Source organism: uncultured Sphingomonas sp., from assembly GCF_913062585.1.
GTDB lineage: Bacteria > Pseudomonadota > Alphaproteobacteria > Sphingomonadales > Sphingomonadaceae > Sphingomonas.
Window position 1 is genome coordinate 149,720 of sequence record NZ_CAJXWX010000004.1, and the last position, 23,608, is coordinate 173,327.

The window sequence follows — 23,608 nt, forward strand, 5'->3', positions numbered from 1 at the left end:
CGCAAATGTCCGAACCGGACGACGATCATTTCTCGGCCGAGCCCAATGGGCGGTATTTCAATCGCGAGCTATCATGGCTGGCCTTCAACCGCCGGGTGCTGGAGGAGGCGTGCAATACCGCGCATCCGCTGCTCGAACGGCTGCGCTTCCTGTCGATCTCGGGGTCGAACCTCGACGAGTTCTTCATGGTCCGCGTGGCGGGCCTGAAGGGTCAGCAGGCCCAGGATGTCGAGCAGCGCTCGGTCGACGGGCTGACGCCGGGGCAGCAGCTGAGCGGTATCGTCGCCGAGGCTGACCGGCTGATGGCCAGCCAGCAGGAGGTCTGGGGCGACCTGCGCAACCTCCTCGATGAGGCGGGTATCTTCGTCCTGCGGCGCGACGCGATCGACCAGGAGGCGAGCGCTTGGCTGGAGGGGCATGTCCGCGACCAGATCTTCCCGATCCTGACGCCCCAGGCGCTGGACCCGGCGCACCCCTTTCCGTTCATCCCCAACAAGGGTCTGTCGATGATCTTCGACCTGACCCGTGTGTCGGACAAGGCGCCGATTCGCGAGTTGGTAATGATCCCGGCGACCATGCCGCGCTTCGTCCGTCTGCCGGGCGAGGGTGCGCGCTATGTCGCGATCGAGACGATCCTGCGCCGTTTCTCCGGGCTGCTCTTCCCGGGCTATGTCGTGAATGGCGCGGCGACGTTCCGGGTGCTGCGCGACAGCGATATCGAGATCGAGGAAGAGGCCGAGGATCTGGTCCGCTACTTCGCCAATGCGATCAAGCGGCGGCGGCGCGGTCGGGTAATCCGGCTGGAGCTGGAAACCGGGATGCCCGACGAGCTGGCCGACGTGCTGCGCGACGAGCTCGGCGGATCGGATGCGATCATCACCGAGAGCGGCAATCTGCTCGGCATCGGCGACCTGGACATGCTGGTCGACGAGGATCGCCCGGACCTGAAGTTCCCGCCCTATGCGCCGCGCTTTCCCGAGCGCATCCGCGAATTTGCGGGTGACTGTTTCGCGGCGATCAAGGCCAAGGACATCGTCGTCCACCACCCGTACGAGACGTTCGAGGTGGTCATCGCCTTCCTGAAACAGGCGGCGGCGGACCCGGACGTGGTGGCGATCAAGCAGACGCTCTACCGCGCGGGCAAGCAGTCGGCGGTGATCGCCGCGCTGATCGCGGCGGCTGAGGCGGGCAAGTCGGTGACCGCCATCGTCGAGCTGAAGGCGCGGTTCGACGAGGAGCAGAATCTCTACTGGGCCTCCGCGCTGGAGCGGGCGGGCGTGCAGGTCGTCTATGGCTTTATCGACTGGAAGACCCATGCCAAGGTCTCCATGGTCGTCCGGCGCGAGGGGAGCGGCTTCCGCACCTATTGCCACTTCGGCACGGGCAATTACCACCCGATCACCGCGCGCATCTATACCGATCTCAGCTTCTTCACCGCCGACCCGCTGATCGGGCGCGATGCGGCGCAGATGTTCAACTATATCACCGGCTATGTTGAACCGGTGGCGATGAACCGCGTCAGCCTCTCGCCGCGCGACCTGCGCCACAATCTGATGGCGTTGATCGACGCCGAGATCGCCCATGCCCGCGCCGGGCGGAAGAGCAGCCTGTGGGCGAAGGTCAACTCACTTGTCGACCCGTTGGTGATCGAGAAACTCTACGAGGCGAGCGGCGCCGGCGTCGAGATCGACCTGATCGTGCGCGGCATCTGCTGCCTGCGACCCGGCGTGCCGGGCATGTCGGAGAATATCCGTGTGAAGTCGGTCGTCGGCCGCTTCCTGGAGCATAGCCGTATCTGGGCGTTCGGCGACGGCAAGGTGCTGCCGCACGATTCGGCGAAGGTCTTCATTTCGTCGGCCGACTGGATGCCGCGCAACTTCGATCGCCGGGTCGAATATATGCTCCCCATCCTGAACCCGACGGTGCACGACCAGATCCTGGACCAGGTGATGGTCGCCAACCTGCTCGACAATGAGCAAAGCTGGGAGTTGGAGCCGGATGGCAGCTATGTCCGTGACCAGCCGGGCGATCAGCGCCCCTTCAACCTGCATCGGTATTTCATGACCAATCCTTCGCTTTCGGGGCGCGGCGCCGCGCTCGACACCAGCAAGGCGGTGCCGACCCTGTCGCTCCGGCGGCAGCGTTGACGGGGGTAAGCTGACCGATGGTGGGTTCCCGCGCGCCGCGTAACGCGATCATCGACATCGGCTCCAACTCGGTCCGCCTCGTCGTCTATCAGGGGCCGGCGCGATTACCCGCGATCCTGTTCAACGAAAAGGTCATGGCGGGGCTGGGGCGCGGGCTGGCCGCGACCGGGGCGATGGAGCCGGCATCGCTCGCCAAGGCGCAGGTGGCGCTGGCCCGTTTCGCCAGCCTGGCGCGCGAAATGGACGTCGCGACGCTCCGGACGGTCGCGACGGCGGCGGTGCGCGACGCGGCCAATGGCGGCGAACTGATCGCCTGTGCCGAGTCGCTGGGCCTGGAGGTCGAGCTGCTGACCGGCGAACAGGAAGCCAAGGCGGCGGGCGAGGGCGTGTTGTCGGCGATCCCGGATGCCGATGGGATCGTCGGCGACCTGGGCGGGGGCAGCCTGGAACTAGTGCGGGTCCGCGACGGCGGCGTCGAGGACCGGGTGTCCTTTCCGCTGGGTGTCCTGCGCATCCCCGCCCTGCGCGAAAAGGGCGGCAAGAATTTCGAGCGGCATATCGGCCGCTTGATCGAGGATGCCGGCTGGAAAGGGCGGGGGCGTGGCCTGCCCTTCTATCTCGTGGGCGGATCGTGGCGGGCGCTGGCGCGGCTGGACATGACCTTGGCCGACTATCCGCTGCCGATCATCCATCATTACGAACTGACGCCGGTGGACATCCTGCGGCTGTCGCGGACCATCCCGCACCTGAGCAAGGCCCGGTTGCGCGAGGTAAAGGGCCTGTCGTCCAGTCGCGCGGCGACGCTGGGCGATGCGACCGCGTTGCTCAGCGTCCTGCTGAAGCATCTGGGCAGCAGCACGACCGTCGTCTCCGCCTTCGGCCTGCGCGAAGGGCTGCTCTTCGGGGGACTGGACGCCAGGACCCGCGCACTGGACCCGCTGATCGTCGCCGCGCGGGAGGAAGGGCGGTTGCTCGGGCGCTTTCCCGAACATGGCGATCTTCTCGAAAGTTGGATCGCGCCGTTGTTCGAGGGCGAGGCCGTCGCGGAAGCCCGGTTACGCCATGCCGCCTGCCTGCTCGCCGATGTGGGCTGGCGTGCGAACCCCGAATTTCGCGCCGAGCGCGGCGTGGAGATTGCGCTGCACGGCAATTGGGTCGGGATCGACGCGGAGGGCCGGGCGATGCTGGCACAGGCGCTGCACACCAGCCTAGGCGGTGGCCTCGACGTGCCGTCACCGCTGGCCGAGCTGGCGAGTCCGGCGCAGTTGAAGCTTGCGACGAGCTGGGGGCTGGCGATCCGTCTGGGGCAGCGGTTGAGCGGTGGCCTAGCCGGGCCGCTGGAGCGGACCACGCTCGTTCTGGGCGACACGACTTTGGGTCTTGCCCTGACGGACGGGGATCGCGGCTTCTACGGCGAGGCCGTGGAGCGCCGCCACGCAGCACTCGCCACCGCGCTCGGCAAGACGGCGGAGCGGATCAGCCGCAGTTGAGGCGGGTGATCCGTCCCGCCGCATCGGTTTCGATGTTCAACCGGTCGGGGCGGTAATCCATCGTTACGACCGTGCCGGGCGCGATCACCCGCAGGCTTCGTGCGCCGGAGGTCTTGAGGGTCTCGGCCCGGCGTGTTTCGTTCCAGACCTGACCGACCAGCTTGGCGACCCTGCTATCGCCGCAGCCACCGCTCGTAGCTTGCTGGTCCGGCTTGGGCGTCGGCGTGCAGGCGACCAGCCCGACGGCCATGCCCAGGACCAGCGCGCGCATCACGCCGCTTCCTCGGCGGTGCGGACCATCTTCAGCTTGCCGCCCTTGACGACGAACCCGGTCCGCCCCTCGACCAGATCGAGCGCGTCGCGACCGAACTGCTCGAAACGCCAGCCCTCCAGCACCGACAGGCCGGTGCGGACCCCGGCGGCCAGCATCTCCAGATCGTCGGCCCGGGCCAGCAGCCGTGGGGCCACGTCGATGTCCCGCGCGCGAATCTTGAGCAGCAGCTTCAGCAGATCGGCGACCAGCGCGCCTTCGCGGCCCAGACCCGGCTTGCGATCGTCGCGCGCAGGCAGCTCATCGGCGCCGAGCGGTTCGGCGGCGTCGAGCGCATCCATCAGGCGCGCGCCGATATCGTTGCCCGCCCAGGTCGCGGACAGGCCGCGCACCTTGGCCAGATCGGCCTGTTTGCGCGGCGGATGCCCGGCGAGATCGGCCAGCGTCTCGTCCTTTACGATCCGCCCGCGCGGCAGATCCTTGGCCTGCGCCTCCAGTTCGCGCCAGCGCGCCAGTGCCTTCAGGCGGCCGAGCAAATCGGGCTTGCGCCCGGACACGCGGATCCGCTTCCAAGCGACATCGGGGTCATTGGCGTAATGCGCCGGATCGGCGAGCCGCTCCATTTCCTGATCCAGCCACGCCCCGCGCCCGGTCTTGCGCAGCCGCTCCAGCATCTTGGGGAAGATCGCGGCCAGGTGAGTCACGTCGCCGATCGCGTAATCGACCTGGCGCTGATCGAGCGGGCGACGCGACCAGTCGGTGAAGCGCGCGCCCTTGTCGACCTGGATGCCCAGCCAGCTGTCGACCAGGTTGGAATAGCCGATCTGCTCGCCCTGACCCAGTGCCATGGCCGCGATCTGGGTATCGAACAGGGGGTGGGGGGTCTTGCCGGTCAGGTTGTAGATGATCTCGATATCCTGCCCACCGGCATGGAAGACCTTCAGCACCGCGTCATTGTCGACCAGCAGGTCGAGCAACGGCTTCATGTCCAGCCCCGGCGCCTTGGGGTCGATCGCGGCGGCCTCTTGCGTGTCGGCGATCTGAATCAGGCAGAGTTCGGGCCAATAGGTACTCTCTCGCATGAACTCGGTATCGACCATCACATAGTCGGATTGCGAGAGACGGGCGCAGAGATTGGCGAGCGTGGCGCTGTCGGTAATCAACGGGTGAACGTGCATCAGCAGCACATAGCGCCGCCCGCGCGGGTTGACAAAGAGGAACGCGCATATGCCCCGTTAGGGCACATTGGGATTGACAAAAGGGGGGTGGGCGCGGAAGCGGCGACACTTTCCCCCCGACGTACAGAGAATGTCCGCCATGCACGCCTATCGCACTCACACCTGCGCCGCGCTGACCGCCGAAGCAGTTGGCCAGACGGTCCGCCTGTCCGGCTGGGTTCATCGCAAGCGCGATCATGGCGGCGTGCTGTTCGTCGATCTGCGCGACCATTACGGCATCACCCAGATCGTCGCCGACAGCGACACGCCCGCGCTCGCCATCCTGGAGGCGGTGCGCGTCGAGTCGGTCGTGACGATCGACGGCGTGGTGAAGGCGCGCTCGGCGGGGACGGTCAACGCGAACCTCGCGACCGGCGAAATCGAGGTGTTCGCGCGCGGCGCGACGGTGCTGTCGGCCGCCGAGGAACTGCCGATGCCGGTGGCGGGCGAGCAGGAATATCCTGAGGATATCCGCCTGCGGTACCGCTTCCTCGACCTGCGCCGCGAGACGCTGCACGCCAATATCGTGCGCCGCACCCAGGTGATCGCCGACATGCGTCGTCGCATGGAGACGGCGGGCTTCACCGAATATTCGACGCCGATCCTGACCGCCTCCTCGCCCGAGGGAGCGCGCGACTTCCTGGTCCCCAGCCGCATCCATCCGGGCAAGTTCTACGCGCTGCCCCAGGCGCCGCAGCAATATAAGCAGCTGCTGATGGTCGCGGGCTTCGACCGTTATTTCCAGATCGCACCCTGCTTCCGCGACGAAGACCCGCGCGCCGACCGCCTGCCGGGCGAGTTCTATCAGCTCGACCTGGAGATGAGCTTCGTCACCCAGGAAGAGGTGTGGGAGACGATGGAGGCGGTGATCGGCGGCATCTTCGAGAAGTTCGCCGACGGCCGCACCGTCACCCCGATCGGTGAATTCCCGCGCATTCCCTATTCCGAGTCGATGCTGAAATACGGCAACGACAAGCCCGACCTGCGCAATCCGCTCATCATCACCGACGTCTCCGAGCATTTCACGACCTCGGGCTTCGGGCTGTTCGAGAAGATCGTCGGTTCGGGCGGTGTCGTCCGTGCGATCCCCGCGCCCAACACCGCCGAGAAGAGCCGCAAGTTCTTCGATGAGATGAACGAGTGGGCGCGCGCGGAGGGTCATGCGGGTCTGGGCTATGTCACTCGCAAGGGCGGCGAGTTCGGTGGTCCGATCGCCAAGAACCATGGCACCGAGGGCATGGAGGCGCTCTACGCCGCGCTCGGCCTCGGCCCCGATGACGGCCTGTTCTTCGCGGCGGGCAAGGTCGAGGCGGCCGCCAAGCTGGCAGGCCTCGCGCGCACCCGCGTCGCCGAGCAGCTGGGCCTGATCGAGGAGGGCGCGTTCCGCCTGTGCTGGATCGTCGACTTCCCCTTCTACGAATGGGACGAGGACGAGAAGAAGGTCGAGTTCGCGCACAACCCCTTCTCGATGCCGCAGGGTGGCATGGAGGCGCTGACTTCCGCCGATCCGCTGTCGCTCAAGGCCTATCAATATGACCTGGTCTGCAACGGCTTCGAGATCGCCTCGGGTTCGATCCGCAACCAGTCGCCCGAACTGATGGTCGCCGCGTTCGAGAAGGTCGGCCTGTCCAAGGCGGATGTCGAGGAGCGCTTCGGCGGCCTTTACCGCGCGTTCCAATATGGCGCGCCGCCGCATGGCGGCATGGCGGCCGGTGTCGACCGCATCGTCATGCTGATCTGCGGTGCGCAGAACCTGCGCGAAATCTCGCTGTTCCCGATGAACCAGCGTGCCGAAGACCTGCTGATGGGCGCGCCGAGCCTGCCCAGCAGCAAGCAGATGCGCGAGCTCTCGCTGCGCTCGACCGCCGAGCCGAAGAAGGACGTGGATCAGGTGGTCGCCGCTTCGGCGGGCTGATCCCGGTCGCCGGACAAGGAAAAGGGCGTGCGCCGGATGCGGCGTCCGCCCTTTTCGTTTGGTGCAATTCCTCCCCAGCAAGGGGAGGAATATACAGGTTAAGCCGCGACCAGCGCCGGAGCGGCGGGCTTGAACTCGCCGCTTTCGTCCATCAGGTGCAGCACGCCGTCAGCGATCGCGAAATAGGCGCCGCGCAGGGTCAGCGTACCCGCATCCTCACGCTTGGTGACGAAGGGGAAAGTCCGCAGGTTCGCGATGGAGGTACGAACTGATTCCAGCTCCATTTCGCGCATCGCATCGGCGTCGGCACCGTCGCCATGCTTGGCGATGACCTTCTCACGCGCACCGTCGAGCAGGCTCACCCAGTCCGAAACGAAGCCGCCTTCGCCCTGGGGGGCATGCGCGAAACCTTGCGTCAGTGCAGCCTTGCAGCCGCCGCATGCGCCATGCCCCATGATGACGACATCCGTCACTTCCAGCTGCGTCACCGCGAATTCCAGCGCGGCAGACACGCCGTGATGGCCGCCGCCCGTCTCGAACGGGGGAACGAGGTTGGCGACGTTGCGCACGACGAAGATTTCGCCGGGCAGTGTGTCGAAGATCTGGGCGGGGTCGACGCGGCTGTCCGAGCAGGCGATGACCATCACCTTGGGGCTCTGGCCTTCCTTCAACTCGGCCCAGCGGTCGCGCTGGCGACGCCAATCGGAGGTCCGAAAGCGCTGATAGCCATCCACGAGGTCGTTAAAGTCGGTCATTGCTCTCTCTTATCCAGTTAAGGAAACGATGCTGTAGCAGGCGAACCCGAGCATGGCCGTTTCGGTTCCATATCAAAATGTGTCTGTCCACCGATATGTTCGGTGTGACGCTAAGCATTGTGTCCGGCGGGCAGCATCGCTATTTCGCGGGCATGAACGAGTTGACACCGTTGGTCGCGCCGGTGCGCGCGCGCAAGCCGGACTGGATCCGCGTCAAGGCTCCGACGAGCGTCGGGTTTGCCGCCACGCGCGAGTTGATGCGGTCGAAGAGCCTGACGACCGTCTGCGAAGAGGCCGCGTGTCCCAATATCGGCGAGTGCTGGTCGAAGAAGCACGCGACCGTGATGATCCTGGGCGACACCTGCACCCGCGCTTGCGCTTTCTGCAACGTGAAGACCGGCATGCCGCGCAAGGTCGACGCGATGGAGCCGCAGAATGTCGCCGATGCCGCTGCGCAGATGGGGCTGAACCATATCGTCGTCACCTCGGTCGACCGTGACGACCTGCCCGACGGTGGCGCGTCGCAATTCGTGAAGGTGATCCAGGCGCTGCGCCGGACGACGCCCAACACCACGATCGAAATCCTGACGCCCGACTTCCGCAACAAGGCGCAGGCCGCGATCGAATCGATCGTCGAGGCGCGGCCGGACGTCTACAACCACAATCTGGAGACGGTCCCCAGGCTCTATCCGACGATCCGCCCGGGTGCGCGCTATTATGCGTCACTGCGCCTGCTGGAAAGCGTGAAGCGCCATGATCCGTCGATCTTCACCAAGTCCGGCATCATGCTGGGCCTGGGCGAAGAGCGGCTGGAGGTCCATCAGGTGATGGACGACATGCGCTCGGCCGACATCGACTTCCTGACCATGGGTCAGTATCTGCAGCCGACGCCGCGCCATGCCAAGGTGGCCGAGTTCGTCACGCCCAAGGCGTTCGATGCCTATGCCGCGATCGCGCGGGCCAAGGGCTTCCTGCTGGTCGCCAGCTCGCCGCTGACTCGGTCGAGCTATCATGCCGGCGACGATTTCGAGCGGCTGCGGGCGGCCCGCGAGGCGAAGCTGGCCACCGCGCGCTGATGCCCAAGCATAGCGAGACGCGGCATCTGCCCTATACGCCGGAGCAGATGTTCGATCTGGTCGCCGATGTCGCGCGCTACCCGGAGTTCCTGCCCTGGGTATCGGCGATGCGCGTGCGCTCGGACACGCCGACCGAGACGGTCGCCGACATGATCGTCGGCTTCAAGGGTCTGCGCGAGACCTTCACCAGCCGCGTGACCAAGGAGCGGCCGGAATCGATCGACGTCGAGTATCTCGACGGTCCGCTCAAGTACCTGCGCAACAACTGGCGGTTCCGGCCCGATGAGCAGGGGTGTGCGGTCGACTTCACCGTCGACTTTGCCTTCAAGAATCGGGTGTTCGAGATGCTGGCGGGGCAGGTGTTCAGCACTGCCCTTCGCCGCATGATCGGCGCGTTCGAGGATCGCGCCGCCAAGCTTTATGGTAGCAGCAGTTCCAGCGCCAACAGCGCCGCCTGAAGCCGGATCGCGCCGCGGCCGATATCGCCGAACTCATGGCGTTCGGCCTTCACCTCTTCGGGGTCGCCGCCCCGTAGCGCCTGGGCGAAGACGACGGTGCCGACCGGCTTCTTCGTCGTACCGCCGCCGGGGCCGGCCACGCCGGTGATCGCGACCGCGACATCCGCCTCGCTCGCCGCCAGCGCGCCCTGCGCCATGCCCCAGGCGGTTGCCGTCGACACCGCGCCGAAGGTCTCGATCACGTCCGGGCTGACGTTCAGCATGCTGATCTTCGCCTGGTTCGAATAGGTCACGAACCCCGCCTCGACCACGTCCGATGATCCCGGAATTTCGGTGAGCGCGGCGGAGACCAGGCCGCCTGTGCAGCTCTCGGCCAGTGCGACGCGGCGACCTGCGGCGCGATTGGCGAGGACCACACGCTCGGCCAGGTCGATCAGTTCGCGGGGAAGAAGGACGTCCATATCAGTTTCCGTTGGTGCAGAGCGGCAGGTCGGGCACGGCCACCTGCCGTCCGCGTGCCTTTTCGGTCTTCAGATATTGTAGCGCGGTCACGACCACGCCCGCCATGTTGCGCGGGGGCAGGGGGGCGAGCTGCGTCACCAGCCGGTCGATCGTGCCGCAATCCTCCAGTCCGATCCGCCCGACGATGAAGGGCACGAGAAGGGAGGTCAGCAGCGGTCGGGCATAGTCCGACTGAAGCAAAGTATCGATCGCCGGGTCGGACAGCTTGACGATCGCGGCACGGGCGGCGGGCCAGGCCTGGTCGGCGGCGCTTTCATATTTCGAGAGGAGCGTGCCATTGCCCCGGATCAGGCTGGTCGCGGGCAGACGCGCGCCGCAGACCCGGCCGGTTTCGCGTAAGATGTCGGGCATGGCGACCAGGGTCATCGCTTCCGCCTCTGGCGCGGTGATGCACGCGCGCTGGGCCGTGGCGACCTCTGGCGCGGCCAGCGCCATCAATGCGGCGACGAAGCCCAGGCGCTTCATGCCGCAGCCCCGCCGGGTAGACGGACGGTCGCCACCGCCTGTGTCGCGATCCCCTCGCCGCGTCCGGTAAAGCCCAGCCGCTCGGTCGTCGTCGCCTTCAGGCTGACCCGGCTCTGGTCGATGTCCAGCAGCCCTGCGATCCGTTCGACCATGGCGGCGCGGTGCGGGCCGATCTTGGGGGCTTCGCAGATGATCGTCAGATCGACGAAATCGATCCGGCCGCCCTTGTCGGCGATCAACTTGGCGGCGTGTTGCAGGAACTGGCCCGACTCGGCGCCCTTCCATTGCGGGTCGCTGGGTGGGAAATGCGTGCCGATATCGCCCGCCGCGATAGTGCCGAGCAGCGCGTCGGTCAGCGCATGGAGTGCGACATCCGCATCGCTATGCCCCGACAGGCCCTGATGGTGCGGAATCAGCACGCCGCCCAGCCACAATTCCTCGCCATCCTCCAGACGGTGGACGTCGAAGCCCATCGCGGTCCGGGTTTCCCAGGTCAGGCGCATATCGGCGCCGGTCATGTCGTCGGGATAGGTGATCTTTTCGAGCATGGCATCGCCCTGCACCAAAGCGACGCGTCCGCCAAGCCGTCGCACCATCTGGGCATCGTCGGTCGCCTCGGCATCGGCGGGCCAGGCGGCATGGGCGGCGACCACGGCTTGCAGGTGAAAGCCTTGCGGCGTCTGCACCCGCACGACATCGTCACGGGGCACGATCTCCCCCAGAATGGCGGCCTGCGACCGCGCCAGCGTGTCCGCGACCGGCAGCACCGGCATCGCGCCATCGGCGGACTCCAGCCCCGCCAGCACCCTGTCGATGACCTCGGCCGAAAGGAACGGGCGAGCGGCGTCATGGATCAGCACTTTGGTGACACCCGCCAGGGCCAGATGGCGAAGGCCGTGCGCCACCGAGTTCCGGCGGCTGGCCCCACCCGTCTCGATCCAAGCGCTCGGCGACAGGCTCTGGGCATGGTCGCGCTGATCCTCTGCCACCATGGTCAGGACCAGGTCGATCGCCGGATGTCCGCCAAAGGCCTCTTGGCTCCAGGCCAGCATCGGCCGCCCGCCCAGATCGCGAAACTGCTTGGGGGTGCCGCCGCCCATCCGGCTGCCGCCACCCGCCGCCACGATCAGCGCGGCGATCTTTCCATTCTGGCTCATGGCTTCTCGCCTAGCGGCTTTGCGCGAGGTCGCCAATCTTGCCTTTGCGAGGCGATTGGGCTAGAGCGCGTGCTTATTTTTCAGGCAGTATGATGCGTAACCTCGCTCCCATTCAGGTCGGTCCGGTGACGATCGACAGCCCCGTCGTGCTGGCGCCGATGACCGGCGTCACCGACATGCCGTTCCGCACGCTCGTTCGCCGCTATGGCTCCGGGTTGAACGTCACCGAGATGATCGCCAGCCAGGCCGCGATCCGCGAGACGCGCCAGTCGCTCCAGAAGGCCGCCTGGCATCCGCTGGAAGAGCCGGTGTCGATGCAGCTGGTCGGCTGCACCCCCTATGAAATGGGCGAGGCGGCCAAGCTGAACGCCGATCGCGGGGCGGCGATCATCGACATCAACATGGGCTGTCCGGTGCGCAAGGTCGTCAACGGCGATGCGGGCTCGGCGCTGATGCGCGACCTGAAGCTCGCCTCGGCGATTATCGAGGCGACGGTCAAGGCGGTCGACGTTCCGGTGACGCTGAAGATGCGGATGGGCTGGTGCCATGACAGCTTGAACGCCCCCGAACTCGCGCACATCGCCGAGGATATCGGTGTCAAGATGATCACCGTCCATGGCCGCACCCGCAACCAGATGTACAAGGGCAGCGCCGACTGGGCCTTCATCCGGAACGTCAAGGACGCGGTGTCGATTCCCGTCATCGCGAACGGTGACATCTGTTCGCTAGAGGATGCCGATGCGGCACTCGACCAGTCGGGGGCGGACGGTGTCATGATCGGGCGCGGTGCCTATGGTCGCCCGTGGCTGCTCGGCCAGGTGATGCACTGGTTCGCAACGGGCGAGCGTCGTGAGGACCCCGCCCTGGACGAACAATATCGCGCGGTGACCGAGCATTATGATGCGATGCTCGAACATTATGGCACCGAAACCGGCGTCAACATGGCCCGCAAGCATATCGGCTGGTACACGCGTGGCCTGCACGGCTCGGCCGAGTTCCGCAACAAGGTGAACCAGGAATCGAGCGCGGATCGGGTGAAGACCATGTTGCGCGACTTCTACCTGCCGCAGATCGAGCTTGCAGCGGCTGCCTGAACCGGCGCGGCATGGACGACCCGGCTTCGGCGCGATGTTCGCGGCGCTGCCGGTGGCGGTCGTCGTCGTCGATCCCGACGATCGCATCGCCCATGCCAATGCCCTGGCCGAACAGCTGCTCAACCTGTCCGAACGACTGATGGTCGGCCAGCCGGTGGCCGCGATCCTGCCGCCGCCGGATGAGCCGCGTAGCCGCGACGGCCATGGCTTCGCGGTCTATGATACCGTCATCGAAACGCCGCGCGGGCCGAAGATCCGCGTCGATTTCGTCGAAGCGCAAATCCCCGATCACCCGGGTTGGCGCGCGATCACGCTGCACAGCGCGGCCCCGTCGCGACGCCTGGCTCATGCCTCGGACCGGGGGGCGGGGGCGCGCGCCGCGATCGGGGCGGCGGCGATGTTGGCACATGAGATCAAGAACCCGCTGTCGGGCATTCGCGGCGCCGCCCAACTGCTCAACGGCGGCGAGCTGACGACACTCATCACCACCGAGGTCGACCGTATCGCCGCCCTGATCGACCGGATGGAGGATTTCAGCGACACCCGGCCCCTGCCGCTGGCCCCGGAGAATATCTATCCGCTGCTCGCCCATGCACGCGGCGTCGCGCTGGCGGGCTTTGCGCGGGGCATACCGATCGAGGAGCGGTTCGACCCGTCGCTGCCGCCCGCTCGGATCAATCGCGATGCGCTGCTGCAGATCGTCATCAATCTTCTGAAGAATGCGCGTGAAGCGGTTCGGGAGGTGCGGAATCCCCGCATCCTGCTCACCACCGCCTATCGCCATGGCATGTCGGTCAGCACGGGCGAGGGGCGGCCGCGCCTTCCCCTGCCGATCGAGATCTGCGTGATCGACAATGGTCCGGGCGCCCCCGCCGATATCGCCGATCACCTGTTCGACCCGTTCGTCTCCGGCCGTCGCGAAGGGCAGGGCCTGGGCCTCGCGCTCGTCGACAAGCTGGTCCGCAACATGAGCGGCATCATCCAATATGCCAGAGAGGGCACGCCCGAAATGACCGTCCTGCGCCTGCTTCTGCCAAGGGCCCAGCCATGAGCCATGTCCTGGTGGTCGATGACGACGCTGCGATCCGGACCGTGGTCGGCCAGGCGCTGCGCCGGGCGGGGCACGAGGTGACGACGGTCGAGACGCTGGCCCGGCTCGACCGTATCCTGGCGGGCGGCGCGCCGGACGTGCTGGTGACCGACGTCATTCTGCCCGATGGCGACGGCATCGACCATGTACGCAGCGTCGCGGAGCGCTATCCGGCGCTGCCCATCATCGTCCTGTCGGCGCAGAACACGCTGACCACTGCGGTTCGCGCCGCCGAGGTCGGTGCCTATGAATATCTGCCCAAGCCCTTCGATCTGGATGCGCTGACACAGGCGGTGTCGGGCGCGCTGGCGCGGGGCGGCGTCTTGGTCGAGGATGGGCTGGGCGAAGACGATCGCTCTCTGCCGCTGATCGGGCGCTCGCAGGCGATGCAGAGCGTGTACCGGATCATCGCGCGGGTCGTCTCGACCGACCTGACCGTGCTGATCTCCGGCGAGTCCGGCACGGGCAAGGAACTGGTCGCAAGGGCCATTCATGACCTGGGGCCGCGTCGGGCGGCACCCTTCGTCGCGATCAACATGGCGGCGATCCCCCGCGAGCTGATCGAAGCCGAGTTGTTCGGTCACGAGCGAGGCGCCTTCACCGGTGCGGCCCAGCGCAATGCCGGCCGCTTCGAGCAGGCGGCGGGCGGCACGCTGTTCCTGGACGAGATTGGCGACATGCCGATGGAGGCCCAGACGCGTCTGTTGCGGGTCCTCCAGTCCGGCGAGTTCACCACGGTCGGCGGCGCTCGGACGATCCGGACCGATGTACGGATCGTCGCGGCGACCAATCGCGACCTCAGCCAGCAGGTCGCATCCGGACAGTTTCGCGAGGACCTGTTCTATCGCCTGAACGTTGTGCCCATCGCGCTTCCCGCGCTGCGTGAGCGTCGGCAGGATATTCCTCTGCTGGCCCGACATTTTTTGGAGAGTGCAGCGCTGCAGGGTCTCCCCCGCCGGCGGATCGACGCCCACGCTCTGGACGTCCTGGTCGCGCATGACTGGCCGGGCAATGTCCGCGAACTGGAAAATATGATGCGTCGTCTGGCCGTGCTGGCGCGCGACGAGGTGATCGATGCCGAATCGGTGCGCGGGATGCTCGGCGAGAGCAGGGTCGGCGCCGGCGTGATGGCCGATCAGGTATCGGATGGCGATCTCAGTGCCGCCGTTCGGGCCTATCTGGCGCGCCTCGCGATCGCTCGTCCGCAGGCGCTGGACGACGGGACACTCTACGACCGTATCATCGGAGAGGTCGAACGGCCGCTGATCGAGGCGATGCTGGCGCGCCACGGTGGCAACCAGCTTCGCACCGCCCGGGCGATGGGGATTAATCGCAATACGCTCCGCAAGCGTCTCGATAGTCTCAATATCGCCGCAAGCGGTGATGACGACAGCGGCGAGGCTTGACATAATTTTCACGAATTGTGGCTTGCAGGTCACGCTTCACGTTGTACGATTGCAACGATGTCGGCGTTTCTGAAGCCTGCTGATCCCACCGAACCACCGCGCTCTCGTTTCGCGGTGACCCCGGCGGTGGAAATCGCGGTGGTCGTCGGCGCCGTCGCGATCGCGGTCGGTACCTATGTCTTCATCGCCAGCCGCCATGAGGCGCAGGGGCTGATCGCGCCACCGGTCATGGCGGGGTTGCTGGCCCTCAATCTGATGCCCGGTGTCCTGCTTCTCATGCTGCTTGGGAGGCGCGTGGCCATGCGGCGTGCGGCCAAATCGCCGGTCGGGGGCGGCGGGCGTCTCCATGTCCGGCTGGTCGCGTTGTTCTCGCTGACCGCCAGCGTACCGATCCTGTTGACCGTGGTGACCGCGTCGGTGCTGTTCCAGTCCTCGGCAGAGTTCTGGATCTCGGACCGGGCGCGCAAGGCCTTTGGCGATGCGATGGACATTGCGCGCCAGTCACAGCAGCAGATCATCAAGCGCTGGGTCGATACCGGACGCGCCATGTCGCAGGATCTGGGCCGCAACCTGCCCATACTGCGCGAGAACCCGCGCGACTTTCACGATTATCTGGTCCAGCAGACCGTGGTCCGCGACACGGTGGAGTCGGTCCTGTTCTCCTACGACCCCAAACAGGGCTTCAAATTCTACGACTTTTTCAACCAGCCATCGGACACGACCTTTCGCGAGCTGGTGACGCCGGAAATGATCCAGCAAGCCAGCAAGCTCAGCCGTCCGGAAGTCGGCATCAACGAGCAGCGGGTCTGGGTCGTCACGCCTTTGCCCGAAGGACGCGGGCTGATGCTCTATATCGGCACGCCGGTGAACGCGGAGTTCCTGAGCAAGCAGCATTTCGCCGCCGAGGACGTGTTCGACGATTACCGCGCGCTTCAGGGGCGGGCGCGCTCGCTGCAGCTGAAGTTCAACCTCGTGCTGTTCGCCATCGCCTTGCTGATCGTCGGCATCGCCGTCTGGATCGCGCTGGCGGTGGCCGACCGCCTGGTCCGGCCGGTCGGCGAGTTGGTCGACGCGGCCCGGCGGATCGCAGGCGGCGACCTGAGCGTCCGCGTTCCCGATCCGCGTACCCGCGACGAGGTGGGCACGCTAGCGAACGCCTTCAATCAGATGACGGGACAGCTCGAAGAGCAGAATACCGAGCTGGTTACCGCCAACGCCCAGCTGAACAATCGCCGTGCCCTGATCGAGGCGGTGATGGCCGGCGTGTCGGCGGGCGTGGTCGCGGTCGGGCGCGATCGCCAGGTGCGGATCGCGAACAACTCCGCCGACCTGTTGCTCGGCGCGGATCAGGAGGGGTTGATCGGCCGCAAGCTGGGCGAAGTCGCGCCCGAGCTTGACGAACTGCTCGACCAGGGACGGCGCGAGGCGACGGTGCAGGTGGCGCTCGATGGTGACATGCGGACGCTGGCGGTGCGGATCGCGCAGACAGGCGACGGTCCGATCCTGACCTTCGACGATATCACCCAGCAACTGCTCGACCAGCGGCGTGCGGCCTGGTCCGACGTCGCACGTCGTATCGCGCATGAGATCAAGAATCCGCTGACCCCCATCCAGCTGGCGGCGGAGCGCCTGCAGCGCCGCTATGGCAAGGTCATCGGCCCGGAGGATGAGACGTTCGGCCGCCTGACCGAGACCATAGTGCGCCAGGTCGGCGACCTGCGCCGGATGGTCGACGAATTTTCCTCCTTCGCGCGTATGCCGAAACCCGTGTTCCGAGAGGAAGCAATCGCCGACATCTGCGCCCAGGCGATGTTCCTTCACGAGGTCGCGCATCCCGATGTCCGCTTCGTGCTGGACCAGGACGAGCCCGCGCCGACCCTGGTTTGCGACCGTCGCCAGATGAGCCAGGCTCTCACCAATATCGTCAAGAATGCTATCGAAGCCATTGAATCCAGGCCAGAAGGCATGACGGGCGGCAAGGTCGTCATGACCGTGGGTGAGCAGGGTGGCATGGTAGCGATCACCGTGACGGACAATGGCATCGGCCTTCCGCCCGAACGCGACCGGATTATCGAGCCCTATATGACGACCCGCGCGCGGGGCACCGGCCTGGGCTTGGCGATCGTCAACAAGATCATCGAGGAACATGCCGGCACGATCGGCTTTTCCGACAATCCGACCGGCGGCACCATCGTATCGATCATGTTCGATGCGGGCGCCCTGGCGGCCCTCGATCAGGGGGGTGCCGAACCCGAGCTGGCTGGGGAGGGCCAGCTCACTGCTTTGACTCGTACCCGGACGTAACAAGATCATGGCTTTGGACATCCTCGTCGTCGACGATGAACTCGATATCCGCGAACTGGTAGCGGGCGTGCTGGAGGACGAGGGCTATGAGGCCCGGGTCGCGGCCGACAGTGATGCCGCGCTGGAGGCGGTGGCGGTGCGGCGTCCGTCGCTGGTCCTGCTCGATGTCTGGTTGCAGGGATCGAAACTCGACGGGCTGGAACTGCTCGACGAGATCAAGCGGCGCGATCCGTCGATCCCGGTGCTGGTCATTTCAGGCCATGGCAATCTCGACACGGCGGTCGCCGCGATCCGCAAGGGCGCGGCGGACTTCATCGAAAAGCCGTTCGAGGCCGAGCGCCTGTTGTTGATGGTCGGTCGCGCGACCGAGACCGAGCGGTTGCGCCGCGAGAACGCGTCGCTTCGCGCCTCGGCAGGACGTGAGACCGACCTGACCGGATCGTCGAGCGCGATCAATGGGATCCGGGCGACGTTGAAGCGCGTGGCCGCGACGGGCAGCCGGGTACTGATCATGGGCTCTGCGGGTGTCGGCAAGGAGGTGGCCGCGCGCCTGCTCCATGGCTGGAGCAATCGCGCCGATGCTCCTTTTGTGGTGGTCAGCGCCGCACGCATGACGCCCGAACGGGTTGAGGAGGAATTGTTCGGGGTGGAGGAGGGGGGTGACCTCGTCCGCACCGGTCTCCTGGAGCAGGCGCATGGCGGCACGCTGTTCCTGGACGAGATCGCCGACATGCCGATCGCGACCCAGGCGCGTATCCTGCGCGTATTGACCGACCAGAGCTTCACGCGCGTGGGCGGCACCCGCGTCGTCAAGGTCGATGTCCGTGTCGTCTCGGCGACGGCGCGTGACCTGACCCAGGAAATTGCCGAGGGACGCTTCCGGGAAGACCTTTATTACCGCCTCAACGTCGTGCCGGTGACCATTCCGTCGCTGGCCGAACGGCGCGAGGATATCCCGCCGCTGGTCGAGCATTTCATGGCGCATTATGCCAGCGAACGCCGGGTACGCACGCCCGAAATCGCGCCCGACGCGATGGTCGCGATGCAATCCTATGACTGGCCCGGCAATGTCCGCCAGCTGCGCAATGTCGTCGAACGTACGATCATCCTGGCGCCGGGCGACCGGGTCGGGCGGATCGATCTCGACCTTCTGCCCGCCGAAGTGCTGGGCGAGGGGGGCGACATGGGATCGGCTGGTGCGACCGCGACCATGGGGGCTCCCTTGCGCGAGGCGCGGGAAAGCTGGGAGCGCGAATATCTGCGAGTCCAGATCCGGCGCTTTTCCGGGAATATCTCCCGCACGGCCAGCTTCATCGGCATGGAACGCTCGGCGCTTCACCGCAAACTGAAGCTGCTGGGCATCAGCGAGACGCGCGAGGATTGATCGCCGCCTCTGGACGAACGCGCCCCGAAACCATAGATGTGGGCTGCGTCCAGTCCACGGGCGCGGCTCCGACGCCGGGAAACGGCGCAATTTGCGGGCACGGACCCGCCAAGAACAAGGGCTCGACCATGGCCGACAAATCGGGTTCGCTCCAGGACCTGTTTCTGAATGCACTGCGCCGCTCCAAGGCGCCTGTGACCATGTTCCTCGTGAAGGGCGTCAAGCTCCAGGGTATCGTCACCTGGTTCGACAATTTCTCGGTGCTGCTGCGCCGCGACGGTCAGTCGCAGCTGATCTACAAGCACGCCATCTCCACCATCATGCCTTCAGGCCCGCTGGATGTCGCGGCGATCGTCGACGGCGTCAACGAACAGCAGCGCAAGAACCCGCTTTTGCAGGAAATCTTCCTGAACGCGGTGCGCAAGTCCGAAGACCCCGTCACCATGTTCCTGATCAACGGCGTCATGCTGCAGGGCCAGATTGCGGGCTTCGACCTGTTCTGTATGCTGCTTCAGCGTGAAGGCATGGCGCAGCTCGTCTACAAGCACGCCGTTTCGACCATTCAGCCAGCACGTGCGCTGAACCTGGCCGAAGAGCAGGCGGGATCGGCCGAGGATTGAGCACAGGCTTTGATCGCGATCGCGGGGAATTTGCCCGCGGCGCTCGTACGGTCATCGTCCTGCCCGATCAGGGCGATGCCGCACGGGATGCGGATGCGCGTCTCGACGAGACCGCCGGACTTGCCATGGCGATCGGCCTGGACGTGGTCGAACGGATCGCGTTGCGTGTCCGCGCGCCCAAGCCCGCGACGCTGATCGGCAGCGGCCAAGTCGAACAGGTCGCGCAACAGGTTCGGATGGAAGAGGCGCAGCTCGTCGTGTTCGACGCCGCGCTGACCCCGGTCCAACAGCGCAATCTCGAAACCGCGCTGGAAGCCAAGGTCATCGACCGGACCGGGCTGATCCTCGAAATCTTCGGCGAACGGGCCGCGACTGCCGAGGGCCGGTTGCAGGTCGAACTCGCCCATCTCGATTATCAGGCGGGTCGGCTGGTGCGCAGCTGGACCCACTTGGAGCGTCAGCGCGGTGGCTTCGGCTTTCTGGGCGGTCCGGGCGAAACCCAGATCGAGGCCGATCGCCGGATGATCCGTGATCGCATGGCACGGTTGCGGCGTGAGCTGGACCAGGTCAGCCGGACGCGCGGGCTCCACCGGGAACGGCGCCAGCGTGCACCCTGGCCGGTGATTGCGCTGGTCGGTTATACCAATGCGGGTAAGTCGACGCTTTTCAATCGGTTGACCGGCGCTCATGTCATGGCGAAGGATCTTCTTTTCGCGACGCTCGACCCGACCCTGCGCCAGATTTCTCTGCCCGGGATCGACAAGGCGATCCTGTCCGACACGGTGGGCTTCGTCTCGGACCTGCCGACCCAGCTCGTCGCGGCGTTCAAGGCGACGTTGGAGGAGGTCGTGTCGGCCGACCTGTTGATCCATGTCCGCGACATTGCCCATCCCGATACCGAAGCGCAGCGGGCTGATGTCGAGGCGGTGCTGACCGAAATCGGTGTCGACCCCGAAACCCCACGCTTCGAGGCGTGGAACAAGGTCGACCTGCTGGAGGGTGATGCGCGCCAGGATGTGCTGGTCGAGGCCGGGCGCCGTCCGAACATCGTGGCCGTATCGGCGATGACGGGGGAGGGCATTGACGACCTGATCGAACAGGTCGCGGCCGCACTGACCTCCGGCCATCGGCGCTACCGGGTGACGCTCGATGCGGGCGATGGGGCAGGAGCCGCCTGGCTTCACGCCCATGGCGAGGTGCTGGACCAGACGATCGAGGGCGATCAGGCGGTCTATGACGTCCGCCTGTCCGAACCCGATTACGAGCGTTTCATCCGCCGCGACGCTTGACCAACTGCCACAGGGCTTCCTTCGCCTCCAGGTCGAGCGCGGGGAAGCCCTCACCGGCTTCGTCCTCCATCGCCCGGAAACGACGCTCGAACTTGATATTGGCGTTACGCAGCGCAGCCTCGGCGTCGACACCCTCGTGCCGAGCCCAGTTGACGACGGCGAAGAACAGATCGCCGAATTCTTCCTCCAGCGTATCGGGCGTGGCCTCTGCGATTTCCTGGAGTTCCTCGTCGATCTTGGCGCGGGGGCCTTCCGAATTCGGCCAGTCGAAGCCGACCCGTGCCGCACGGTTTTGCAGCTTTTCCGCGCGCATCAGGGCAGGCAGGCCCAGCGCCACGCCGTCCAGCGCGCCGCCAGTCGCCTTGGCGCGGCGTTCCTCGGCCTTGATCTGCTCCCACAGATGATGGCCACCCTCGGCCACGTCGCCGAAGATATGCGGATGGCGTCGCTCCATTTTGTCGCTGATCGCCGTCACGACGTCCGGAAAAGCAAAATGGCCCTGATCCTCGGCGATTTGCGCATGAAAGACGACCTGCAGGAGAAGGTCGCCCAGTTCATCCTTCAGGTCCGCCATATCGCCACGCGCGATCGCGTCGGCGACTTCATGCGCTTCCTCGATCGTATAGGGCGCGATCGTCTCGAAATTCTGCGCGACGTCCCATTCGCAACCGGTCTGCGGATCACGCAGGCGCTTCATGATGGTCAACAGGCGATCCACGGGGTTATTTCCTTGTTCTCGCAATTTAGAAAAGACACTTTCTGCGCCAGATAGAAATGACACCCTTGGTAGCAGCGGGGGCAGCGTGGAGCCATCCAAACAGCGCAGCGCTGCCCCCGCTGATGCGATCGCCTCTCGGCTCCTGACCCCGGACCCGCTGCGACAGCAGCGGGCTCGGTCACGCCAGTTTTCGAACGCTCCAGCTTTCCCGAAACTCCGTCTCCGATGCCGCATTTCGGGAAAAGGCAATCGGGAACATATTTCGGGAAAATGGCCCCGGAGACGCGCCGCGTAGCCGGTTTGCGATCCAGGATCTCGATCAACCTTCCTAATTGGGAACGGGTGGACCGGGGAGACACGATCCGACAGAACCGGTATGTCGTCCGTGTGATTCATTTTCCGATGATCTTCTGGGTCTGGTCACTTGGGACCGTTGGCGCTCTCGGCACCGTATTTTGGGGCTTGGCGCGGCTATCAAGAAAATGGCTCGTTTCAGCCGCGCTCAGACGATCAGCAGTCGTTGCGCTTTGGGTTGCTGCAGCCACCCTCTCGATTTGGCTTTTGTTCGCCCTGGCGGATGCGCGAGCAGCGGTGATCCACCAACAAAACGTTGGCATGGCGGTAGTCTATATCTATTTTTGGCTTCTCGCGATTATCCCTGCCCCGGCCCTTGGGTTCGCATTGTCACGCATCAGGTTCTTCTCGAAACATAGCAACCGCTAATTTCCAACCGATGTCCGATCCCGAAATACCATCGATTTCGAGAACGCGCGCGGCGTCTCGCTGGCGGTTCCCATTGGGAAAGGTGGCTACGGCAGAAACAGCCGCACCCTCGTTGTTGCGTTGGTCCGGCAACTTGCTTGTGCCCCTTCGTTGGGGCAACCTGTCACAATGGCGAAGTCGTATAGCAACAGACTTGGGTGCTACGGGAAAATGTTAGCGTTTTTGACGATATTATTACCTGCTGCGGTCGCGGTGGCCGAACCTCATTCGAACACCTTTCCCGGCGCGAGCCGGTCAGTTTCGTCGCCTGACGGCTCCGGCGCGCGTATTTTCTACCGACCGCAGTTGGACCGGTATGGCGGACAGGCACACCCCGTTTTTTATGCGGATGGTCGTGGTCATCGCATTCGGGTGGCGACGGTGACCCGCAGCATGGACGTTACTTGGTCGTCTGATGGACGGCGCGTTTTCTTGCAGGACAGTTGGGGAAGCAATGCGGCCGATTGCTATGTGCTAATCCGGATCGCGAAGAGTGTGAGCGGCGTCAGCCTCTTGAAAATTGTCCAAAGGACGCGAGGACATCCGATAGGCAATGAAAAGCCGTCAGCCTCGCATTACTATGTTCATTGTGACCGGTGGCTCTCCTCAACTCGGATCGAAGGTGGAGTGAGTGGACATACGGACTCCAACCCAGCACACGACTTCGATCATCGGTTCGTTTATGACGTGGCGACCAAGCAGATCAGGTGGCAAGCCTGACACGATCGCCGACTTGACCGTCTGTCGATCGGACGCTGCTCGGGCGCTTACCATTGCTCCGGGCTTTTCCCAAAAACCCATCGATTTCGAGAACGCGCGCGGCGTCTCGCTGGCGGTTCCCAATCGGGAAGGTGGTGGCGACCTTGCTAGGCCGTCGCTACAAAGCCGCATGAACACCGAGCATCAATCACCCGCCGCCTTGGTCCATGCCTTTTATGAAGCACGACAGGCAAACGACCCTGACGCATTGCGCAAATGGTTGGCGGACGATGTGCGTTGGAACGAGCCGGTCGTTGGCGACCATATGGGGCACCTTCAGGGGGCCGATGCGGTCGTGGACATGCTGAAGCGTGCCTTGGCGACCACGGGCGGCACGTTTTCGCTGCGGGTCGCGAGCACCGTCGAGACTGGAAGCCATTGCGCCGCGGTCATCGAGTGGAGCGCCGACAAGAACGGCCGAACGATCCGGGGCCAGGAAATGGCCGTCTTCGGCTTCAAAGGCGGCCAGATCAGGGAAGCCTCGTTCTTCGCGTCCGATATCACTAACGATCAGGCGTTCTGGGAAGGCTGAAGCAGCCTTCCCGTTTAACCATCCCAATGGGAATTCCCCGGCCGTCTCGCTGGCCGTTCGCCTGTAGGAATGATTGGCCTGAACCTTGATCACTGTGAATTTAGGGTCAGGACCCATTGATATGAGGCGCGCGATCTGATTCAGGCTCCGAGAGGAGACTGGAATGAGCGACCTGTT

General features: G+C 65.4%; 20 protein-coding genes. 13 read left to right on the forward strand and 7 right to left on the reverse strand.

What is annotated here, in order from left to right:
- Positions 1–5 precede the first annotated feature (5 nt).
- The gene (locus QZ546_RS05250) at positions 6–2,147 is read left to right on the forward strand and encodes an RNA degradosome polyphosphate kinase (protein WP_294235551.1); all 2,142 of its coding nucleotides are present in this window, start codon (positions 6–8) and stop codon (positions 2,145–2,147) included.
- A 17-nt stretch (positions 2,148–2,164) separates the two neighbouring features.
- Positions 2,165–3,637 carry a Ppx/GppA family phosphatase gene (locus QZ546_RS05255; protein WP_294235515.1) on the forward strand — a complete coding sequence of 491 codons (1,473 nt, stop codon included), beginning with the start codon at positions 2,165–2,167 and terminating at the stop codon, positions 3,635–3,637.
- Here QZ546_RS05255 and QZ546_RS05260 read toward each other — a convergent pair.
- Positions 3,624–3,908 carry an I78 family peptidase inhibitor gene (locus tag QZ546_RS05260; protein ID WP_294235553.1) on the reverse strand — a complete coding sequence of 95 codons (285 nt, stop codon included), beginning with the start codon at positions 3,906–3,908 and terminating at the stop codon, positions 3,624–3,626. The genes QZ546_RS05255 and QZ546_RS05260 overlap by 14 nt on opposite strands.
- A complete protein-coding gene (rnd, locus tag QZ546_RS05265; RefSeq protein WP_294235554.1) occupies positions 3,908–5,086 on the reverse strand; it encodes a ribonuclease D in 1,179 nt (392 codons plus the stop codon). The genes QZ546_RS05260 and rnd overlap by 1 nt, the downstream gene beginning before the upstream one ends.
- A 139-nt stretch (positions 5,087–5,225) precedes the next feature.
- On the opposite strand from rnd, the gene aspS reads away from it, so the two are divergent.
- Positions 5,226–7,040: an aspartate--tRNA ligase gene (gene aspS, locus QZ546_RS05270; protein WP_294235517.1), complete on the forward strand. Its 1,815-nt coding sequence runs from the start codon at positions 5,226–5,228 to the stop codon at positions 7,038–7,040.
- Positions 7,041–7,138: 98 nt separating this feature from the next.
- Here the strand turns inward: aspS and QZ546_RS05275 are convergent, their stop codons facing one another.
- Entirely contained in the window at positions 7,139–7,795 is a 657-nt protein-coding gene (locus QZ546_RS05275) for a carbonic anhydrase (protein ID WP_294235519.1), read from the reverse strand.
- Between the two features lie 152 nt (positions 7,796–7,947).
- Here QZ546_RS05275 and lipA point away from each other — a divergent pair, with 152 nt between their 5' ends.
- Together lipA and QZ546_RS05285 are read left to right on the forward strand one after the other, a co-directional pair.
- Positions 7,948–8,871 carry a lipoyl synthase gene (lipA, locus tag QZ546_RS05280; protein ID WP_294235555.1) on the forward strand — a complete coding sequence of 308 codons (924 nt, stop codon included), beginning with the start codon at positions 7,948–7,950 and terminating at the stop codon, positions 8,869–8,871.
- Positions 8,871–9,329 (forward strand): type II toxin-antitoxin system RatA family toxin, encoded by a 459-nt coding sequence (locus QZ546_RS05285; RefSeq protein WP_294235522.1) that lies wholly within the window; start codon positions 8,871–8,873, stop codon positions 9,327–9,329. Before lipA ends, QZ546_RS05285 begins: the two co-directional genes overlap by 1 nt.
- Here the strand turns inward: QZ546_RS05285 and QZ546_RS05290 are convergent.
- From QZ546_RS05290 to QZ546_RS05300, 3 genes are read right to left on the reverse strand one after another with little or no spacing between them, the layout of a single operon-like run.
- On the reverse strand, positions 9,290–9,790 hold the full coding sequence (locus QZ546_RS05290) for a CinA family protein (protein ID WP_294235524.1): 501 nt from the start codon (positions 9,788–9,790) through the stop codon (positions 9,290–9,292). The two genes, QZ546_RS05285 and QZ546_RS05290, sit on opposite strands and share 40 nt — an antisense overlap.
- 1 nt (position 9,791) lies before the next feature.
- Positions 9,792–10,316, reverse strand: coding sequence for a hypothetical protein (locus tag QZ546_RS05295; protein ID WP_294235525.1), 525 nt, complete (start codon positions 10,314–10,316; stop codon positions 9,792–9,794).
- Positions 10,313–11,473: a bifunctional 2-C-methyl-D-erythritol 4-phosphate cytidylyltransferase/2-C-methyl-D-erythritol 2,4-cyclodiphosphate synthase gene (locus QZ546_RS05300; protein WP_294235527.1), complete on the reverse strand. Its 1,161-nt coding sequence runs from the start codon at positions 11,471–11,473 to the stop codon at positions 10,313–10,315. The genes QZ546_RS05295 and QZ546_RS05300 overlap by 4 nt, the downstream gene beginning before the upstream one ends.
- 92 nt (positions 11,474–11,565) lie before the next feature.
- Between QZ546_RS05300 and dusB the strand changes: the two genes are divergently transcribed.
- The 7 genes from dusB to hflX all read left to right on the forward strand — a co-directional run bounded on the left by dusB (position 11,566) and on the right by hflX (position 20,660).
- Complete coding sequence (gene dusB, locus QZ546_RS05305; protein WP_294235529.1) at positions 11,566–12,567, forward strand: tRNA dihydrouridine synthase DusB; 1,002 nt, start codon at positions 11,566–11,568, stop codon at positions 12,565–12,567.
- 34 nt (positions 12,568–12,601) lie between these two features.
- On the forward strand, positions 12,602–13,618 hold the full coding sequence (locus tag QZ546_RS05310; RefSeq protein WP_294235556.1) for an ATP-binding protein: 1,017 nt from the start codon (positions 12,602–12,604) through the stop codon (positions 13,616–13,618).
- On the forward strand, positions 13,615–15,063 hold the full coding sequence (gene ntrC, locus QZ546_RS05315) for a nitrogen regulation protein NR(I) (RefSeq protein WP_294235531.1): 1,449 nt from the start codon (positions 13,615–13,617) through the stop codon (positions 15,061–15,063). The genes QZ546_RS05310 and ntrC overlap by 4 nt, the downstream gene beginning before the upstream one ends.
- A gap of 57 nt (positions 15,064–15,120) precedes the next feature.
- Positions 15,121–17,367, forward strand: coding sequence for an ATP-binding protein (locus tag QZ546_RS05320; RefSeq protein ID WP_294235533.1), 2,247 nt, complete (start codon positions 15,121–15,123; stop codon positions 17,365–17,367).
- A 7-nt stretch (positions 17,368–17,374) separates the two neighbouring features.
- A complete protein-coding gene (locus QZ546_RS05325; protein ID WP_294235535.1) occupies positions 17,375–18,751 on the forward strand; it encodes a sigma-54 dependent transcriptional regulator in 1,377 nt (458 codons plus the stop codon).
- Positions 18,752–18,840: 89 nt separating this feature from the next.
- Positions 18,841–19,371 (forward strand): RNA chaperone Hfq, encoded by a 531-nt coding sequence (gene hfq / locus QZ546_RS05330; protein ID WP_294235557.1) that lies wholly within the window; start codon positions 18,841–18,843, stop codon positions 19,369–19,371.
- The gene (hflX, locus tag QZ546_RS05335) at positions 19,368–20,660 is read left to right on the forward strand and encodes a GTPase HflX (RefSeq protein WP_294235537.1); all 1,293 of its coding nucleotides are present in this window, start codon (positions 19,368–19,370) and stop codon (positions 20,658–20,660) included. The genes hfq and hflX overlap by 4 nt, the downstream gene beginning before the upstream one ends.
- Here the strand turns inward: hflX and mazG are convergent.
- Positions 20,641–21,357, reverse strand: coding sequence for a nucleoside triphosphate pyrophosphohydrolase (mazG, locus tag QZ546_RS05340; RefSeq protein WP_294235558.1), 717 nt, complete (start codon positions 21,355–21,357; stop codon positions 20,641–20,643). The genes hflX and mazG overlap by 20 nt on opposite strands.
- 1,414 nt (positions 21,358–22,771) lie before the next feature.
- Between mazG and QZ546_RS05345 the strand changes: the two genes are divergently transcribed.
- Entirely contained in the window at positions 22,772–23,431 is a 660-nt protein-coding gene (locus tag QZ546_RS05345) for a nuclear transport factor 2 family protein (RefSeq protein WP_294235539.1), read from the forward strand.
- Positions 23,432–23,608 lie beyond the last annotated feature (177 nt).

Excerpts from the sequence above, each read along its gene's own strand:
- QZ546_RS05255 (WP_294235515.1), top strand. The coding sequence starts at position 2,165 with ATGGTGGGTTCCCGCGCGCCGCGTAACGCGATCATCGACATCGGCTCC.
- QZ546_RS05310 (WP_294235556.1), top strand. The coding sequence starts at position 12,602 with ATGTTCGCGGCGCTGCCGGTGGCGGTCGTCGTCGTCGATCCCGACGAT.
- ntrC (WP_294235531.1), top strand. The coding sequence starts at position 13,615 with ATGAGCCATGTCCTGGTGGTCGATGACGACGCTGCGATCCGGACCGTG.
- QZ546_RS05290 (WP_294235524.1), bottom strand. The coding sequence starts at position 9,790 with ATGGACGTCCTTCTTCCCCGCGAACTGATCGACCTGGCCGAGCGTGTG.
- QZ546_RS05275 (WP_294235519.1), bottom strand. The coding sequence starts at position 7,795 with ATGACCGACTTTAACGACCTCGTGGATGGCTATCAGCGCTTTCGGACC.
- aspS (WP_294235517.1), top strand. The coding sequence starts at position 5,226 with ATGCACGCCTATCGCACTCACACCTGCGCCGCGCTGACCGCCGAAGCA.
- mazG (WP_294235558.1), bottom strand. The coding sequence starts at position 21,357 with ATGAAGCGCCTGCGTGATCCGCAGACCGGTTGCGAATGGGACGTCGCG.
- QZ546_RS05260 (WP_294235553.1), bottom strand. The coding sequence starts at position 3,908 with ATGCGCGCGCTGGTCCTGGGCATGGCCGTCGGGCTGGTCGCCTGCACG.
- QZ546_RS05320 (WP_294235533.1), top strand. The coding sequence starts at position 15,121 with ATGTCGGCGTTTCTGAAGCCTGCTGATCCCACCGAACCACCGCGCTCT.
- QZ546_RS05325 (WP_294235535.1), top strand. The coding sequence starts at position 17,375 with ATGGCTTTGGACATCCTCGTCGTCGACGATGAACTCGATATCCGCGAA.
- QZ546_RS05300 (WP_294235527.1), bottom strand. The coding sequence starts at position 11,473 with ATGAGCCAGAATGGAAAGATCGCCGCGCTGATCGTGGCGGCGGGTGGC.
- QZ546_RS05250 (WP_294235551.1), top strand. The coding sequence starts at position 6 with ATGTCCGAACCGGACGACGATCATTTCTCGGCCGAGCCCAATGGGCGG.
- rnd (WP_294235554.1), bottom strand. The coding sequence starts at position 5,086 with ATGCACGTTCACCCGTTGATTACCGACAGCGCCACGCTCGCCAATCTC.
- lipA (WP_294235555.1), top strand. The coding sequence starts at position 7,948 with ATGAACGAGTTGACACCGTTGGTCGCGCCGGTGCGCGCGCGCAAGCCG.
- QZ546_RS05295 (WP_294235525.1), bottom strand. The coding sequence starts at position 10,316 with ATGAAGCGCCTGGGCTTCGTCGCCGCATTGATGGCGCTGGCCGCGCCA.
- QZ546_RS05285 (WP_294235522.1), top strand. The coding sequence starts at position 8,871 with ATGCCCAAGCATAGCGAGACGCGGCATCTGCCCTATACGCCGGAGCAG.
- dusB (WP_294235529.1), top strand. The coding sequence starts at position 11,566 with ATGCGTAACCTCGCTCCCATTCAGGTCGGTCCGGTGACGATCGACAGC.